The organism is Legionella pneumophila subsp. pascullei (assembly GCF_900637585.1).
Taxonomy (GTDB): Bacteria; Pseudomonadota; Gammaproteobacteria; order Legionellales; family Legionellaceae; genus Legionella; species Legionella pascullei.
On record NZ_LR134380.1, the window covers coordinates 347,995 to 362,514 of the forward strand.

A 14,520-nucleotide genomic window follows, 5' to 3' on the forward strand; every position below is an offset into this window, starting at 1 on the left:
TATATGGCGTCTATAATTGCAATCCGTCAGATATCTCTTATAGATGCCTATGCGGTTTTTACCTTATTTTGTTCTATTCCCTTGGAGAAGTTTTTCTATATCTTCTGAGGGTATAGGCTTACTCATTAAAAAGCCTTGAATGTCATTACATCGCCTTTTCTTGAGAAATTTGAGTTGGTTTTGCGTTTCTACTCCTTCTGCAATGATATTAAAATTCATGCTTTGCGCTATAGCAATAATCGCATCAATGATGGCTTCATCTCCTGGTGATTTTGAAATATTCTGAATGAATGATTGGTCTATTTTTAGGCTATCGACAGCGACCTGTTTTAATAAATTCAAGCTGGAATTTCCTGTGCCAAAATCATCCAAAATAATCAGCACACCCAGTGACTTCAATTTTTTGATCGTTCTTTGTATTTCTTTATCAATAATGACATTTTCAGTAATTTCCAGCTCCAAACAATGGGGTTCAACTGAATATTCTTTTAAAAGATTTTCCACCATTCTAGGGAAATCTCGTTGTCTTAACTGTTTACCTGCTACATTACATGCGACACGAACTTCAGGCAATCCCATTTTGCGCCACTCACCAATTTGTTTACAGGTTTCCCGCAAAACCCATTCTCCTATTGGTACAATAAGCCCTGAACTTTCGGCAGTAGGAATAAAATCCAAGGGTAAAATAATTCCTTTTTGCGGGTGATTCCACCTGATTAATGCTTCCATGGAACGAATCTCATGAGTATTAACTTCAAATTGAGGTTGGTAAAGGAGAAAAAACTCATGATGGATAATCGCTTTTTGCAAGTCCAATTCCAGCTGAAATTGTTGGTTTGTCTTTTTGTTGAGTTTCTCTGTATAAAATGAGAATTGGTTACCGCCACGAAATTTTGCCTGATACATCGCCATATCCGCATTACTGAGCAAAGTGTTCACTGTTTTACCATCTGTTGGATAAACACTAATTCCTATGCTGACATAAATATTGATGTCTCTTTCTGCGATATGAAATGGTTTTTGAAAGGATTTAAGGATTTTTTGAGCTACTCCGGCAATTTGTTCTTCAGAATTAAACGATTGAAAAAGCATTACAAACTCATCTCCACCAAGTCTGGCGAGAGTATCTTCTTTACGAACCAAAGATCGTAATCGTTCAGCAACTGCACACAGCAATTGATCACCGGCTTCATGACTCAAGCTGTCATTGATCATTTTAAAGCGGTCCAAGTCAAAAAATAGTATGGCAAAGTTCATTTTATGACGGGCATAACTACTTATAGCATGTTCGATCCGATCAATTAATAACAAGCGATTGGGTAAATTGGTTAATGAGTCATGAGTGGCTTGATATTCCAGTTTTTCCTTTAATCGCGTTTGCTCAGTGATGTCTCTGAAACTCCATACACGACCTACCGTTTGAAGACCAATGCGATGAGGTTTGGAACAGCATTCAACCACTTTGCCGTTTCTAAAATGATAAATCTGTATACTCGAATCATCGATGTGAATAGAAAATTCTTTAACACATTGGGCATGTTGTTCTGAATTGAGCAATTGTGTTGACATGTACTGTATGAGTTTGGATTCACTGGTTTTTTTCATAATGGATTCGGGTATATTCCACAATTTGACAAATTGCGAGTTGTAATCAATGATTTTTCCTTGTAAATCGACAACCAAAATACCATCCGAAGAGGATTCAATCGTTGCACGCAATAGTGAGAAGGATTGCTGCAAAGATTCGGTTCGTTCTTCTACCAATTGATTTAAAAATTCGGTGTGTTTTTGAGTTTCTCTGGCGAGCACCCATTTTTGGGTTAAAGCGCTTGCCAGCTGCCTTACTGCAAGTACATCAAAGGGTTTTTTTAATATCAATAAATTATCACTTAAGCCTAAGGTATTCACTGTGCTTTCCCATGAGTAATCAGAGTAAGCTCTGCATATAACAATCTGTATTTGTGGATCAATAGCCCAAATGCGTTTGATGGTTTCTATCCCATCTATGCCTGGAGGCATTCTTATGTCAACAAAAGCGAGTGGGTATGGCTTGCCTTCTGCAAGAGAACGCTTGACTTTTTCTATCCCTTCAATGCCTTGAGTCGCTACATCGATTTCAAATTCGGGTAAAGAAATTCCAAGTTGCTCTGTATCATCATCAAAAAGCTCAGCATCAAATTTATTTAATAATGCAGAGTTTTTGCTGACATTTAATATTTTCATGAAATCCTGATGAATTGCTGGATTGTCATCAATGATCAGAATGCGAAAAGATGTGGTACTCATTTCTACCTCGTACTCAAGGTTTTTGAATTGATGGGTAGATCCAATACAAATTGAGCTCCTTTCCCGCTTCCGTTACTTTCAGCATAAAGCCTACCACCTAGATCTCGCGCATAAATTGCGGAACAATGAAGCCCAAAACCATGACCATTTTTCTTGGTTGTGAATCCAAAAGAGAAAATACGATCCAGGTTATCCTTTTGAATTCCAAGGCCATTATCATTTATTTTAATCATAATATGATTATTTTCTGCTCTCCTGATGGAAATAACAATTTTTCTGGGACCATTCGATTCATGTAATAAAACAGAATCTTTCGCATTGGCGAGTAAATTGGTAAGAATTTGAAATAACTTGGATTTATCCGTTATAAATTCATGGATTTCCGGTTCAATCTCAATGCGAACATCAATTTGATGTTTGTCCAATATGACTGATTTTACCGCATTGAGTATCACATCATGGATTGAAATTTTCTCAGTTAAATTGGATATACCACTCAATGATTGCTGCATGGATATAATTTCTTTGATGTGATTGATGTTGTTTTCCAGATTATTGGCTTCCTTCATATTTTCTTCATATTCTTCATGCAGGGCTTTCGATAAAGCATCCAAATAGGGAAGAATTAATTTACCTTTTGGATCATTTAACAAGTATTCGCTTAACTGGCGAATGTTTTCGTCAAGCATGGTTTTAATCGTGGACAGTTTTTTGTAATGAATTTTGGAGATGTTCTTTTTCAGTATAATGGCGGATACGTTGACACTGTTTAATATATTGCCCACATTATGAAGTATCGAGGTGGCCACTTCCGACATCCCGGCAAGACGTGCTGTTGAAACCAGTTTGTTATTCAGTTCATGAACTTGTTCTTCAATGATTTTTCTTTTGGAGATATCCATCAAAACTCCAGAGATTTCATTTTTCTCAGGGTTGGCTCTTGCTATTGTTCGGTACCATTTGTAATCATTGTCTACATTTCTTACTCTTAGCTCATAATCATAATCTTCTTTTTCTTTCAAGGCTTTTTCGACCACAATTTTTAGTCCTGCTTTATCGTTAGGATGTACAAGATCCAAAAACGAAGCATAGTTCAGTGCCGAATTACTAGGTGGCAAACCCAGAATTTTAAATAGTCCTTTGGACCATGTCGCGGTATCCGTGTCAGCGTCATAATGCCAATACCCCATTTGCGCTATGTCCTGAGCGTATTCGAGTTTCGAATTAATTTCCCTCATTTCTCTGGAAGAAATATCGATAGAGCGTTCTAATAAATATCGGTCTTGATCATTTTCATGGTATGTTTTATTGATATGTGCAATAAAGTGAGTCCAATTTTCCAGGTTCTGGGGTAATTCATCGGCAGTAATACCCAATTTTTTCAACTGTCGCTGCAACAACCGATGCATTTCTGTCATTATTACTGAATTCCTCTTTGATTTATGGATTCTCTAACAGGGTCGTAATGGTCATGGTTTGATTATGCAGCTCACAACGACCTGTAGCCAAAGGCGATAACTCTCCGTAAGAGTAGAAGCCAATTTGTATCGATTGGGGAGGCAGGGACTGTAGTGTTGTTTCTGTTTCTTCCTCGGTGAGTTCACCTAATACCAATCTTCTGCCTACGCAACTGATGTCAATTGCTAAAACGGGTTGTGTATTCAATCTGCCATTTCTAAAAAGCCTATCATTGGCGCTTTCTCCTGCTTCATTGGCACTGACAATGAGACGGTCAAAATTGGCGCGCATTAATTGAGCATAGTATCCTTGAGGCAAATCGCCAGCAAAAATGAGAGATTGCTCTTCTTCATTAACTCCGAGAATAGTACGCACAATGTGCTGGGAGTCTGGTGCAGCTGGATTACGGATAGCAAGCGGGTAAAGCAAGCCCGCTGCTGGCAGCTCAGATGCCCTGTCGCCAAGATACGTTTTATAGAGTTTGAGCGCGGGTTGGTTGTCCAGTTCATAGAGAATATTTGCTTTAGACCGTGTAATAACTCTTTCTGGTCCAAAAATATCCCACCCCCCTCTTGAGCCATGTCCTACATGGATTTGATCACCGTAGAACCCTACTGCTCCAATGCAATGATCCAGAATTTTTCCATCATAAATAACCCAGGTGTTTTTAAAATCATCACCATCTCCTGCCAGACCTCCTGTAATAATAACCCCTTTACCAGCATGCTGATTTAATCCCTTAATTAATTCAGAGCCGTTAACATTTAAGCCATCGGACAAGACAAATATACTTTTGGGGTTTTGCTTTTGATGTAATGATTTTGATAAATCTACTCCCGCCTCATAAGATTCCTCAGTGCCTTTAACGTCTGTTTTTGCCAACTGAAGTTTTGTTGACTCAAATTGAACCACAGCCACGGAAATACTGTTATCAAAAATATTAGGTCCAAAGATTTCTCCTGCAGTGGAACATCCTAAGATTTTTGATTTTTTATAGGTCTGCGCCAATTCTTCAATTGGTTTGCTGTCTGTTCTAAATATCGGACTGGCAAAAACTAAAATTAAGGTATTTTCGGAGTCAAGCTCAGGAAATGTTGGAATACACCATCCCTGGTTTTGAATGTATTGAAATGATTCAATTTTCATCATGTAGGTGTGAATTGGATTTATCTTATGATTAATTATAGTCTATGCTTGAAAGAAATAATAAATCAGGGATTCTGGTTCTTATCTCGTTTGTGTGGATATCCAAATTGACTCAATTCAATAATCTGATTTTACCAAGGTGAAATTTGTGTTGAAAATTACAGTGTCTAATAAACATATCTTTTTTGATAATCTCATAAAACATAATTTAAAGATTTGTAATCAAAGAAGGCGCTCTTGAATGAGCGCCATTTTGGATACTTACTGGTTGGGCATTAATACTTGATTTATAACGTGGATAACACCATTTGAGGCTTTAACATCAGCTTTTACAACCTCAGCATTATTCACATACACTTTGCCATCTTTGACTGTAATTTCAATCTCTTGTCCACTCAGGGTTTTAACCTTGCCTGGTTTAATCTTATCAGAAGTGATATCCCCACTGACGACATGGTAAAGTAAGACGGCTTTCAATTTTTCAGGATTAGCTAAAAGAGCATCCAAATCAGTCTTGGGTACTGCAGCGAAGGCTTCGTTGGTTGGTGCAAAAACTGTAAAAGGACCCTGACCTTCCAAGGCACTGACTAAGTCTGCTTTCTGCAACAAAGAGACAAGAGTTGAAAAATCCTTGTTGCCTCCAGCAACGTCAACAATAGTACTCCCAGCTGATGACACTACGCTATAAAAAGAAAAAATCATCAATAAAAAGAACTGCTTTATTAATTTCATATCAATATCCTTATTGTTATTTAATTTGCATTCAAATTATAAGCTAATTATTCATGACCATCAATTTTGGGTTATCAAAGTCCCAATCAATTTGAAAACAGATACTGGGGATTAATGAAAAAAGTAGGTTGTGCAAATTGGTTTGACCGCGTCATCTTGGTTCATAACGCTCAGTTTTGCCTCTTTTTCTCCCTTACTACTCCCGCGAATTTAATCACATTGAGAAATTTGAGGCTAGGGTTTAAGGGCGTTATCTGGTTTGTTTAGAATAATACTTCTCTATGTTGTCTTTATCGCAAGTTCATTTTCACACTAGAGCCGTTCTTTATAGGAAGAGGGCCTAAAGACTGGTTATTGCTCAGTAAGGTTGTTACAGTAACCAAAGTGACGCTTGCCATAAAAATAAGATAATAAGCAGGTGAAATTAAATTTATTTTTTCTGTTAACAGGGTAACAATCAATGGTGTACTGCCACCAAATAGCGCATTACCCAGGTTATAAGAAAATGCAATACCACTATAGCGAACATTCTCGGGGCAATTTTCAACAATGGCAGTTAGTGTATTTCCTTGATCAAGTGAACTAAGAATAGTGGCAGTAGCTAGAGATAATATTGCAAATGATATGGACTTCAATTGCAAAAAATAAAAGCAAGGTAAAACTAAAAATATTATAGCTATTGAGGTAATTATCAGTATTTTTTTTCGGGTAAAATAATCACCGCAGATTCCAGCTACAGGAACAGTAAATAGCATTGCAACTAACATCAAGTTCTCAATGCTCAGCGCTTCCATCATTGAAAAACCAATATAGCGTTCTAAATAAGTTGGCATATACCCAAAGAATACATAATAAAACGTTGAGCCCATACAAGTCAGGCCCAGTATTTTTAGCAATTGGTAGGGGGCGAATTTAATCGCGGTAAGGAAGGGGGCTGACTCAAGGCTATGTTTTTTTTGCAATTGGGAATAAACAGGCGTTTCAGATAATCTAAAACGAGAGTAAATGATTAATAAACCTGGTAACCCAATCAGAAGAAAGGGTAGCCGCCACGCCCAAATTTTAATCATTTCTTCAGTGTAGAGCAAATGAAGGAGCATCAAAGTTAGTGTAGCTAATAAAAATCCTAAATTTGCACCTATTGCTGCAAAGCTTGTGATTAATCCGCGTTTGTCATGTGGGGCTGATTCAGCCAGGTAAATCATTATTCCACTGTATTCTCCACCAATAGATATACCTTGGATTAAGCGGAGGACAATAAACAGCATGGTGGCTGTTAACCCTATGTCATCGAAGGAAGGAAGCATTCCAACTAAAACTGTTGATGTGGTAATGATTATTATAGAAACTCTTAATGTTACAGCGCGGCCGCGAGTATCGCCAAAATAGCCAAAAATGATACCGCCAAATGGTCGACATAGAAAACCAGCTGCAAACACAATCAATGCCTCAATTGTTGCATTGCTAGCCGAGGAATGGGGGAAAAATTTAGCACCGATTATAGGAGCCATGAAAATAAAAAGGCCAAAATCAAACCATTCTATGGCATTACCCATGCTTGATATTAAGATTTCCCTTTTTATCAATTTATACTCGCTTTACTCTGACATTAAGCCATTCAATCTGGATTTTGTCTTTAAAAATCAATACTATTTTATCTAAACAATGTACATCTTTTTCAATCTCGCACTTATTTTGAACAATTCTAAATACACTGATTGACCAAGATGTTATGGTATAAACTAGAGCTTGTCTAATAGAGCTGCTATATAAAATGGCTCTGCTAGATTCTATTTTACTGCTTTGAATGGTTACTAAGGCAATGTATTCAATGTAATATTTCATTCAAAATCACATAACGTCTGGAATAAAAATATCACTAATCCACAGCATGCTGGATCATTGAACAGCTTTTGTTAATCAATTTAATCCATAGTCATGCGCTAATTGTTTTCGCTGGATTCTGAAATAAGCAATCAAATGAAACTTATCGACTTTTTCTTTGTTGAATCATGTGTTAAAAAGATTTAATCGTTTGTATTGGGCAAAATTACTCTTATTAGTGGCTTTGATCATGAATGAAAAAAATATTTTGCTCGCGAGATTCCTTACGTTTTATACTGATGAATTAGGCAAGTTAGGAAGTGAGGTGGCAGCGTATATTGTATACAGCGAGAAATTCTCATCGCAAACGCCCCCTTATTTATTATCAAGATTTTGCCATTTTTTAAAATTGCTTAGTAAGTCATTAATCAAGCGGTCATTGATTCTTTTTTTGAGATAATAAGCATGGAATGGGATTGTTAATTCAAGGTCTTTTATTGTTAAGATTTTTAATTTTTTTGACAGTAAACTATCAGGCAGATAACTCCAACCTAAACCGTACTCCACCAGAGATTTTATTGCATCGATAGTGCTCATTTCAAAACCCAGGTTTAGCACCAGTTGATTTTTTTCAAATAGGGTATCAATTTTATCTCGAAGCGCAGCCCCTTTCTCAGTTAAGATGGCGGGGAACTGTGAAAGTTCTGTGAGTGTAAGCGCGGAAGTTCTATGGGCAAGTTCATGATTTGCCGCCACAACCAAATTCAGTTTTTCCTCCCAGAGCAAAGAATCGCCCAATAATTTTTCAGACACTTCCCGAGCTGGGCAGATAGCCAAATCTATTGTGCCATGGTTCAGAATATACTCCACTTCCTTTTCACTAATGGTTTTCAGATGCGCTTGGATGTCAGGATTGGTTTCTTTTAAGTATTTAAAAAAGCTTGGCAAAACGTAGTGAGAAACATACACCGAAGCGCCTATGATGATACTTTGCGTGAATTTTTGTGAGTTTTTTAGGGTGTGGATCATATTTTGATGTGCGGAGAACATTTGCCTGGCATAGGGGATAAGCTGTTTGGCTGCTTCAGTAAAAATTAATTTGGACCCCTCACTAATTATCAAACGCACATTTAACTCGTCCTCTATTTTTCGAATGCGTTTGCTCATGGCTGATTGAGTGACATGCAATTTTTTAGCCGCCAGGGTGAGAGAATGGTATTCAATGACAGCTAGAAAGGATTTGATGTCTCTGATATCCATAAGATTTTCTTTATCTTTTTATAAAAAGTATAGCACAACAGCTATGGGTGTTTTTTAAACCGGAGATGGTAACAGTATGGAAAGGTTAAACCATTTGGTGTAACTATATGAGTAGTGCTTACTCAACATTCTTGGCCTATACAAAGCAAACAGCGATTGACAATTACATTCTGCTTTTAGATTTCTATATTCCATTTTGGAATTAGTCCTTCGTAAGACTCATGTGCTTTTAATACCCCAGTAATGCTCGAACTGTATCCTGTAAGAACGTATTTTAATCAATAAGTTTTTAGCGAATTATTCAGGAGAATATCATGACCAAGAAACATTTAAATCCAGACTCTCAAACAGATTTGGGTGACACAGAGAAAGTGGAGTTAGAGGACACAGATACAGTTGATATTCCCAATGAAGGCGATTTGAGTCCAAGTAAGATGAGATTTATTTGGGAGGGAGATTTTAGCTCATATCAGTTAAAAGCAGCTGATTTAAGGCCAATTACGAGGCATTATAAACAAAAAAATCATATTCAAATTGTGATAAATGGAGAGCATCTCTTCGGTCAGGAGTTGATCTCAAAAAAATTAGCTGCCATGGATGAGCAAATCAAGGGATTAAACGATGACTCACTCAAATATGCGTTGTATATTCAAAAACATTGGCTACAACCGGGATATCTGGGAGATCAATTTTGTATTTCTAATATGTTCGGCAGTGATTTCTCCAAGGTTTATAAAGAGTTGAAAGAATTGCTGGTACCTTATTTAACAAATGATGGCGAAATTAAAAAGGGATTATCAACTCAGGAATTGTTAGACTTAAACGAAATAGTTAAGGCCAAATTTGCTCCTCTTTTTGATACCAAGATTGCCCGATATATTGCATTTCTCAATGCCTCTAAGGATGAGGTTTGCCTGGATAAACAAGAAGCAATAGATGAAATTAAAAAAATTCAGTCAGGATTAAAACCGGGACAATTAGTAGGATATGTTTATACAAATAATCAAAGAGTTGGAGAAAGCCATTTTGAAGTAGTCATTATCGGCGCGGAAACAATTATCAAGCCGGTGCATTGGGGGAATCAAGGTAGAGAAAGGGGTTTATACAGTGAAGATCTGCCAGGGATGTTCAATACAAGAATCGATTTCTTTGTACAGACTACCTCAGCCATTCCTCTGCCTCAAGCAGGACATGAAGAGTGCGGAACATTGGGTATTATGTATTTAAATGAATTGCTTAAAGATAATGCCAAACAATTGCAGAAGGATTCATTGCGGTTTTCTTTTTATGACAAGGGTAACTCATTAGCACATTTTTTCTTCCCCTCTCCTCAAGTGTTACGTTTTTCTCAATCCAGTGCGTATAACAAGGTCATTAAAGCCATGCTGGAAGATACGCCTAATGTAGAAGTAATACATGGCGATAAAAAATATAGGGTAAAAACGTTAAGAGGTATATTGGAGGAGTCTATTGAAGCTGCAAAAAAATGTGGTAATAGTGAATTGGCAGCACGTAATCAGAAGCTCCTTGATGATTTACCTTCTTTCCGTAAACATTGGCTTCAATCTTATGATTTATGTGAGCAAAAACGTTCATTAATGGAAGATAGGCATAATCTGTATCTTGCTTATACAACGCAGAGAATGAGGCGTAAGGCAGATGAGCAGGATGAGCATGCTGGTTTGCAAGTTGATTTCGAATTAGAGAATCCACACTTCCCTTCTGAAATTCCTGTAGAGACAGAGATAGTGACAGAAGCTACAAATCCGACTGGCGATGAGATGATGCAATCCAGAAGCAATGGCGAACACGGTTTCACTCCTCAACAATTAACTATTATTATAGCCGCAATGCAAAAGGCGCTAACCAGTATGGGAACAAGTCGTTTTGTAAGTGGCAGAGATGATAAAGAGAAATTGCTTGTTCAATTCAAATCAACGTTTGAAAACGCAACAAATGGGCAAGAACGCCATGAGGCTTTACGGAATTTTATAACAACGGCTTCAACGCCAAGACAAGGTTTACTCAATTTTTTTCCTGCGGCTTACGGTAAAACCCGCTCTGCTACAGCATTTTATGAACATATTAAAAATCAGGATCCCTCTTTAGTTGAGGTGTTGAAGACTATGGATGGAGAAAAAGGAATCAAAGTGGTAGCGCAATCAAATTCATCAGACGAAACGACGGCAACGATGCCAGCAGACCAGGCACGAGGCATCATGCAGCATTTTAAACGAGCAATACAGGTAGAGAGGGGCAGTGAATTGAAAACAAGCAATGACTCTGTCGATTCCCAAAATTTATGCGACACTGGTTTAAAGATTTAGAAGAGATAATCTACTTGAGAAAAAACTGTATGCCTAAAAATGTCAGGCTTAATAAAATGGAAATCATCGGGAAAACAATAGGGAATGAAATGGCGTTCGGTGGTTTTCTTTCTGTCAGTTTGATTTTAATTAATGAGGCATGAATCATAATAAAAATACATAATATGATGCTGCTGGTTAATTTAGCCAGGGTTGTAATAGGGAGGGCATAGGCAAAGAGTAAAATGATAAGAGACACCAGTATGGTCGAGTGGACTGGTGTTTGAGTTTTGGAATAAACAGAAGAGAATATCTGGGGGGCATTTTGTTGCTTGGCCATACCATAAATAAGTCGTGAAGCCATAATAATTTGCACCAGAATTCCATTGGTAATAGAAATTAATGCAATGATTGAAAACAACAAGGGAGATTGTCCTTGAAGCTTAATAATTTCAATAAGGGGCATGTCCGTTTTGACTAAAGTATTGGATGGTATGGACGAGACAATAACCCAGGCGACTGCAACATATAAAATGGTTGCGGATATTAAAGCAAGAAAAATAGCTTTTGGAAGGTTTTTTTCAGGATTTATTGTCTCCTCGGCGGTATTCACCATATCTTCAAAACCAATAAAAGCATAAAACGCAATAAAAGCTCCGATAAGCACCCCATCAAAAGAATGAGGAAAAGAGATGGATTGGATGTCGATAGAAGCTAATGAATAATGGCCGTAATAAATAATCATCAATAGTCCACCCACTTCCATGAGTGTCATGAACAGGATAAGAGTTGCTGATTCACGAATACCCCAAATGGCAACCCCAGCTAAAATGACAACTAAAATAGTGATGATAAGGGAAGGCGGTAAGGGTAAAAACAATTGAGAATATTTGACAAAGCCATGGGATAGTGTGGCTGCGGATATGATGCCCGTTAAGACTACTATCCAACCTATTAAGCCAGATAGCCACTTTTGATGGAATGCTTTACGTACGTAAAGAGCAGAACCTGCACTATGCGGTAACCTTGAGCTTAGTTCTGCATAAGAAATGGCAGTAAAAAGAGCGATGATGGATGCGATTAAGAAGGATAGGGGGGTAAATTGTGCTGCCTCCTTCGCTACCTCACCTACAAGGGCATAAATTCCAGCACCTAATATGGTTCCAAGTCCATAAAAGGCCAGCAGTGTTAATGATAAAGTCCGTTTTAAGTGCATTACTCCCCCATTTTATCTGGAGATATCTATAGTCGTAGAACAAGTCTTCATTTTTGTTTGCTTACTTTTTTATTTTTCGCCGGTTACTAAATAGATAGTGAAATTAAATTGATATTCACCATGATATTTGGCTTGGCATTCATTATCGTAATATTGAACCATAGCTTCGTTGATTTTTTGTATCTCTTCATTGGGCAATTGTCCTTGATAAAAAGCAATTCCATTGACGAATTTCCTGAAAACATCCAGGGAAGGGAGGGTAATGGATTGTCGGCATAGCTTTACTTTTAGCTCCTGACAGCTTAACGACTCCAGTTTTTTTTCCAGATTGTTTAAGTGAGAATAATCTACAGGAGGGATAAAATCATGCAAGGATGTAAACTGTCCTGATTTTTTTAATGCGTAATAACTCATGATAAACGGATCGTCTCCTGCTGGAAAAAGAGTGAGAAATTTCCCTCCGGGTTTCAATGCGTTAACGATATTTAAAAATGCTTTTTGAATATTGGCACATGCCCATTGCAAACACCAAAAAGAGACAACATAGTCAAATTGTGCGTGAAAGTCCATTGTGAGTACATCCGCTTTCTGGACTGAAAAGTTAGGATATTCCTTACTCATGCCTTGGGCTAAATCTAACATATTCTCGGAAGCGTCTATGCCTAATACAGAACCTTGAGGTACTTTCATAAGAATGTTTTTTGTAAAAGCGCCATTACCGCAGCCAATATCCAATATTCTATCTGTGGGATTTACTTTCAGGTACGATAAATATTCTTCGGCAACAGTCGCTTGAATATAAGAGCCAATGGCATAGTCATTGGCGGGCCACTCACGTTTTGACATACGTATTCCTTTCTTCTGAGATGGTTATTTATTCCATAATTGTTCAGAGTCATCATTGTTCATGATACATCAGGGATAGTCCCTAAAATAGATCATGAATTCGTTTATGAATAGTTTTTTATTGAGATGAATGAATTAAATCAATTATAGTGAGCACTGTAAAAAAATCAGGATGTGTTTACTTCAACTTATGAAAAGGAGTCAGGTATGTTCAACCAGAGTCAGCAAAAAATTGTTTGTGTGCTTTATGATGATCCCAAGGGTGGCTTTCCTCCAAACTATGCCAGAGAATCGATTCCAGAATTGGATCAATATCCTGATGGTCAAAGCCTCCCTGCCCCTGATTCGATTGATTTTATTCCAGGTGAAATGCTAGGTTCTGTTAGTGGTGAATTGGGACTGAGAAAATTTCTTGAAAGCAACGGACATCAATTTATAGTAACTTCTGATAAGGATGGCCCTGATTCAGTATTTGCCAGAGAATTAAAAGACGCGACTGTCGTCATTTCCCAACCTTTTTGGCCAGCTTATTTAACTCGTGGTCGTATTGAGAGCGCTCCTAAACTTAAGCTGGCAATTACAGCAGGTATTGGTTCAGATCATGTCGATTTGCAAGCGGCCATGGAACATAATATCACCGTTTGTGAAGTCACCTATTGTAACAGCATCAGCGTTGCTGAACATACAGTGATGATGATTTTGGCCTTGGTACGGGATTTTATTCCCCAATACAACACAGTAATTGATGGCGGTTGGAATATCGCGGATTGCGTCAGTCGTTCTTATGATTTGGAAGGCATGAAAGTGGGATGTGTTGCTGCAGGCCGAATTGGATTAGCTGTTTTAAGACGTTTAAAGCCGTTTGCTGTAAAACTGCATTATACCGACAGGCATAGACTACCAGTGCAATTGGAACAGGAACTGAATTTGACTTATCACTCCTCTGTTGAATCCATGGTGAAAGTCTGTGATGTGGTATCGATTCATTGTCCATTGCATTCGGAAACAGAATACCTTTTTGATGAGCGGTTAATAAAACAGATGAGACGTGGTTCTTATTTAATCAATACCGCCCGGGGGAAAATATGCGATCAACTCGCTGTAGCTAATGCTCTGGAATCTGGACATTTGGCAGGTTATGCCGGAGATGTCTGGTTTCCACAACCTCCTGCCCAAAACCATCCATGGCGATCGATGCCACATCACGCCATGACACCACATACATCAGGAACTACCTTGTCCGCACAAGCACGATATGCCGCAGGAGTCAGAGAAATATTAGAGTGTTGGTTAGGGAATAAACCTATTAGAGATGAATATCTGATCGTATCTCAAGGCCGTTTAGCTGGAGTTGGTTCTCATTCCTATAGTGCAGGCAATAGTACGACAGGGGCTGAGCAAGCAATAGCATTGGTTTAATTCACCGTTGCTTGCATGGTCTTATTT

At 37.9% G+C, this 14,520-nt stretch carries 10 protein-coding genes; 2 read left to right on the forward strand and 8 right to left on the reverse strand.

All coding sequences use genetic code 11. The features are described 5' to 3' along the window. Positions 1-63: 63 nt before the first annotated feature. From narR to EL201_RS01520, 6 genes are all read right to left on the reverse strand, one after another. Positions 64-2,286: a NosP-associated response regulator NarR gene (narR, locus tag EL201_RS01495; RefSeq protein WP_027223388.1), complete on the reverse strand. Its 2,223-nt coding sequence runs from the start codon at positions 2,284-2,286 to the stop codon at positions 64-66. A gap of 2 nt (positions 2,287-2,288) precedes the next feature. Next, positions 2,289-3,704, reverse strand: coding sequence for an ATP-binding protein (locus tag EL201_RS01500; RefSeq protein ID WP_027223389.1), 1,416 nt, complete (start codon positions 3,702-3,704; stop codon positions 2,289-2,291). A 22-nt stretch (positions 3,705-3,726) separates the two neighbouring features. Next, a complete protein-coding gene (gene nosP / locus EL201_RS01505; RefSeq protein ID WP_027223390.1) occupies positions 3,727-4,890 on the reverse strand; it encodes a nitric oxide-sensing protein NosP in 1,164 nt (387 codons plus the stop codon). Between the two features lie 261 nt (positions 4,891-5,151). Continuing rightward, entirely contained in the window at positions 5,152-5,622 is a 471-nt protein-coding gene (locus tag EL201_RS01510) for a fasciclin domain-containing protein (RefSeq protein WP_027223391.1), read from the reverse strand. A 290-nt stretch (positions 5,623-5,912) separates the two neighbouring features. Further along, positions 5,913-7,208, reverse strand: coding sequence for an MFS transporter (locus tag EL201_RS01515; RefSeq protein ID WP_027223392.1), 1,296 nt, complete (start codon positions 7,206-7,208; stop codon positions 5,913-5,915). Positions 7,209-7,821: 613 nt separating this feature from the next. After that, positions 7,822-8,706 (reverse strand): LysR family transcriptional regulator, encoded by an 885-nt coding sequence (locus EL201_RS01520; protein ID WP_027223394.1) that lies wholly within the window; start codon positions 8,704-8,706, stop codon positions 7,822-7,824. 314 nt (positions 8,707-9,020) lie between these two features. On the opposite strand from EL201_RS01520, the gene EL201_RS01525 reads away from it, so the two are divergent. Further along, the gene (locus tag EL201_RS01525; RefSeq protein WP_027223395.1) at positions 9,021-11,033 is read left to right on the forward strand and encodes a hypothetical protein; all 2,013 of its coding nucleotides are present in this window, start codon (positions 9,021-9,023) and stop codon (positions 11,031-11,033) included. Positions 11,034-11,043: 10 nt separating this feature from the next. Here the strand turns inward: EL201_RS01525 and EL201_RS01530 are convergent, their stop codons facing one another. Together EL201_RS01530 and EL201_RS01535 are read right to left on the reverse strand one after the other, a co-directional pair. After that, positions 11,044-12,228, reverse strand: a complete 1,185-nt coding sequence (locus tag EL201_RS01530; protein ID WP_027223396.1) for an APC family permease — start codon at positions 12,226-12,228, stop codon at positions 11,044-11,046. 69 nt (positions 12,229-12,297) lie between these two features. Continuing rightward, complete coding sequence (locus EL201_RS01535; protein ID WP_027223397.1) at positions 12,298-13,074, reverse strand: class I SAM-dependent methyltransferase; 777 nt, start codon at positions 13,072-13,074, stop codon at positions 12,298-12,300. Between the two features lie 207 nt (positions 13,075-13,281). Here EL201_RS01535 and EL201_RS01540 point away from each other — a divergent pair, with 207 nt between their 5' ends. After that, a complete protein-coding gene (locus EL201_RS01540; RefSeq protein ID WP_027223398.1) occupies positions 13,282-14,493 on the forward strand; it encodes an NAD-dependent formate dehydrogenase in 1,212 nt (403 codons plus the stop codon). Positions 14,494-14,520 lie beyond the last annotated feature (27 nt).